We start from the raw sequence: 3,800 nt of genomic DNA, 5'->3' as shown, positions 1-3,800 counted from the left end.
AGATAGACGTCTGACGATTAGTGCAGGGATTAGCAGTGGCATCCTAGATTCAGAAGAGGCAATCGATCAACAAATTAAGTTGGCAACGAACAACTTAGAAAAATCAAGACAGCGTGGTAATAATAAGTTTACAACCTCTTCAATTTAAATAATAGATGAAAACCTGTAGCTATAGCTATGCATCCTATTAATCGTGTCGCCGATCGTGCACAAAAAAGATGAGGGTTTAAATTTCTACTTAAATCACTGAGAAATATATGGAAAAAATTCAAAATGGGGGTTCACAAAATAATAAATTGATGCTATATTAGTTATCAATAAGGGAGTAGTTCACACCAAATGTTGATTTTGGTGAGACATGGTCAACAATCGCGAGGAGGTCCCTTGTATTTGATTTATATTAACAATCAAGTGCTTGGGCAATACTAAATGATAGTAGGGTAGTTCCTCTGGTCATGTCGTGAAGGACGTAGCTTAATTCATCTTTTTATGATTTTGCTAACGACTTCATTAAACGAGACTTATTAGAAGTAATCGGACTTTTAATAAGGCTCATACTATTTTTTGCTTGATTTGTATCGTCAATCAAATTTAAACGAGCTTTATTAAAAGGAGTTAAGCTTTTAATGAGGCTCGTTTTTTTGTTGCCAAAAATACGAGTTCTCATGTTATCCATCTCACAGCAAACATCGAAATAAACTGGTAATAAAGAATTCTCATCCTCAATATGATTAAGAGAAACGGTTATACATTTAAGAAGGGTGAGTGAACCAAGAGTGGATTTAATGATTGAATTTATGACGCAGTACGGACTCGTCGCCATGTTTTTATTTATAATTTTAGAATATGCGTGTCTCCCACTTCCAAGTGAAGTGATTCTACCACTGTCAGGAGCCATGGTTTTAGCAAGTGGAGATTCAATTATGCTTGCGATTTTAATCAGTATTATGGCTGGTTTAATAGGCTCAATGATTTGTTATAGTATCGGATATACAGGTGGAAACGCAGTGATCGATCGAATGATGAAAAAGTATCCGAGTACACGAAAAGGAATTGAATCAACACGTCAGTTTTATGTAAAGTATGCAACTTATTCAGTAGGACTTGGACGTGTCATTCCGTTATTTAGAACCTATATTTCCTTTATCGCAGGAATCACGAAACAACGTGTCAGTACCTTTTTACTTGCTTCAACATTAGGAATTGCGGTATGGAATACGTTACTGATGGGGCTTGGTTATTGGTTAGCAGATGAATGGAAAAACGTCATGGGATATTATGATTCAGGTAAATGGATTCTTTTATTACTTGGCTGTGCCGTCATCGGTCTTTTAATTTTAAAAAAGAGCCGCCAAAAAGAAGCATAGAACTTATCGGTTCAGTCAAACAGTTGGATGATTATTTTATTGTTGCGATGATCTTGAAAAGAGATGGATAAAAAGTTTAACCTTTAAAACCTTGCACGGGTGAGGGCTTCTTCACCATTAGTGGGATGGTTTGTCCTTTTAAAATTCAGTGTATGTTAGGATACGAGGAGGAATTAAAGTGGAGAAAAAGGTTTATGAGCAAGGGATTGAAGAAGTATGTTCTCGCTATCGAACATCTCATTTAGGTTTAAGTGAGGAAGAAGCGATTAAACGTCTTGAGCAATATGGGCCAAATCAATTGCTTGAGGAAAAAGAAGAATCTGTCTTCATGGTATTTATTTCGCAATTTAAGGACCTTTTAGTTCTAATCTTAATTGCGGCAGCTGTTATTTCAATGCTTTCGGGTCATTTAGAAAGTGCCATCGTTATTTTAGTTGTCATTTCATTAAATGCGATTTTAGGAACCGTGCAAACAGTTAAGGCACGTCAATCATTAAAAAGTTTAAAGGCTTTATCAACACCACAGGCAAAAGTCATTCGTGGTGGAATCAAGCAAGAAATTCCATCGACTGAATTAACGATTGGGGATATTTTATTACTTGAAGCGGGAGATGTTGTCAGTGCTGATGCACGCTTAATTGAAGCTTACAGTTTACAAGTTAATGAAAGCTCCCTAACCGGTGAATCGGTGAGTGTTGATAAAAGTACAGCGATGATTGAGAAACAAGATTGTCCTCTTGGAGATCAAATTAATATGGTTTTCTCGAGCGGTCTTGTGACTTATGGTCGTGGAACTGCGATTGTCACAAACGTTGGGATGGAGACCGAGATTGGTAAAATTGCCACGATGATGAATGAAACAGAGGCGCGTAAAACACCGCTTCAACGTAACTTAGATAACTTCAGTAAAAAGTTATCATTCGTCATTATTGGAATCTGTATCTTTGTTTATATTTTAAACGATTTACAAGGGGCAACGACGCTTGATGCTATGATGTTTGCTGTAGCTTTAGCGGTTGCCGCAATACCAGAAGCATTAGCATCCATTGTAACGATTGTTTTAGCGATTGGGACACAAAAAATGGCGAAAGAAAATGCCATCATCAAAAATTTAAATAGCGTGGAAAGTTTAGGGTCAGTGTCTGTGATTTGTTCAGATAAAACAGGAACGTTAACCCAAAATAAAATGATTGCACAGCAAGTTTATGTCAACCATCATTTAGTCGATGCAGATGGATTAAATCCACATCAAGAAGCGGATCACTTATTAATTTTAGCGTGCGGTCTTTGTAATGATTCCACGACAACAGCTGATCAGCGAATTGGAGATCCAACAGAACTTGCTTTAGTTGATTTACTTGAAAAATATCAAATGGATGAATTAGATTTACGTCAAGAATATACGAGATTATCAGAACTACCATTTGATTCTGATCGTAAAATGATGAGTACACTTCAAGTAGTGGGTGGCGAGTATACGATGTTTGTTAAAGGGGCAACCGATGAATTAATCAAACGTTGTACCTCTGTATTAACACCAGATGGAATTTTTGATTTCACACCAGAACAAATTGAGAAAATTGAACAAACGAATCAGCAGTTTGCAGAGCAAGGACTTCGAGTACTTGGATTTGCGATGAAAACACATGATGATTCGGCTCTAACACTTGAGGATGAGTACGATTTAACCTTCCTTGGATTGATTTCATTAATGGACCCTCCTCGTGTTGAAAGTGCAGAGGCGGTAGCGGACTGTTTACAGGCTGGAATTAAGCCAATTATGATTACAGGGGATCATAAAGTAACCGCAAAAAGTATTGCTAAGCAAATTGGAATTTATCAAGAGGGGGATCTTGTTTTAGACGGAAACGAACTCGATGCGATGTCTGATGCCGAGTTACATGAAAAGTTAGAACAGATTTCAGTGTATGCGCGTGTTGCTCCGGCTCATAAAATTCGTATTGTACAAGCTTGGCAAGAACTTGGACATTTAGTCGCGATGACAGGGGATGGTGTGAATGATGCGCCAGCACTTAAAGCGGCTGATATCGGAATTGCGATGGGAATTACCGGAACAGAAGTTTCAAAAGATGCCGCTTCTATGATTTTAACGGATGATAATTTTGCAACGATTGTGAAGGCGATTATGACGGGTAGAAATGTCTATGCCAATATTAAAAATACAATCAAGTATTTATTATCAGGGAATTTCTCGGGAATTTTATGCGTCTTATTTGCAACGTTATTTGCTTTACCGGTACCCTTTTACTCAGTGCATTTATTATTTATTAACTTAGTGACAGATAGTTTACCAGCTATCGCGATTGGAATGGAGAAATCGACGCGTAATTTATTACAGGACAAACCACGTCATCAAAAAGAATCGATTTTGGATAAAGACACCATGATTCAAATCGGATGGCAAGGGGCTTT

At 37.4% G+C, this 3,800-nt stretch carries 3 protein-coding genes; 2 read left to right on the top strand and 1 reads right to left on the bottom strand.

Features of this window, described 5'->3' with window-relative positions; all coding sequences use genetic code 11:
• Nucleotides 1–487: 487 nt before the first annotated feature.
• Nucleotides 488–667 carry a hypothetical protein gene (locus J6D32_RS09165; protein ID WP_039930849.1) on the bottom strand — a complete coding sequence of 60 codons (180 nt, stop codon included), beginning with the start codon at nucleotides 665–667 and terminating at the stop codon, nucleotides 488–490.
• 94 nt (nucleotides 668–761) lie between these two features.
• On the opposite strand from J6D32_RS09165, the gene J6D32_RS09160 reads away from it, so the two are divergent.
• Together J6D32_RS09160 and J6D32_RS09155 are read left to right on the top strand one after the other, a co-directional pair.
• Entirely contained in the window at nucleotides 762–1,367 is a 606-nt protein-coding gene (locus J6D32_RS09160; protein WP_287467595.1) for a DedA family protein, read from the top strand.
• A gap of 178 nt (nucleotides 1,368–1,545) precedes the next feature.
• Nucleotides 1,546–3,800 (top strand): cation-translocating P-type ATPase (locus J6D32_RS09155; protein WP_287467594.1); only part of this gene is annotated, 2,255 nt, incomplete at its 3' end.

Origin of the sequence: Turicibacter sp., assembly GCF_017941855.1 — a bacterium.
Taxonomy (GTDB): domain Bacteria; phylum Bacillota_I; class Bacilli_A; order MOL361; family Turicibacteraceae; genus Turicibacter; species Turicibacter sanguinis.
Note: the sequence above shows the minus strand (reverse complement) of the source record. Positions and strands in the feature narration are given on the sequence as shown.

Bases quoted from the DNA above. Each gene is read 5' to 3' on its own strand.
- J6D32_RS09165 (WP_039930849.1), bottom strand. From the start codon at position 667: ATGAGAACTCGTATTTTTGGCAACAAAAAAACGAGCCTCATTAAAAGC.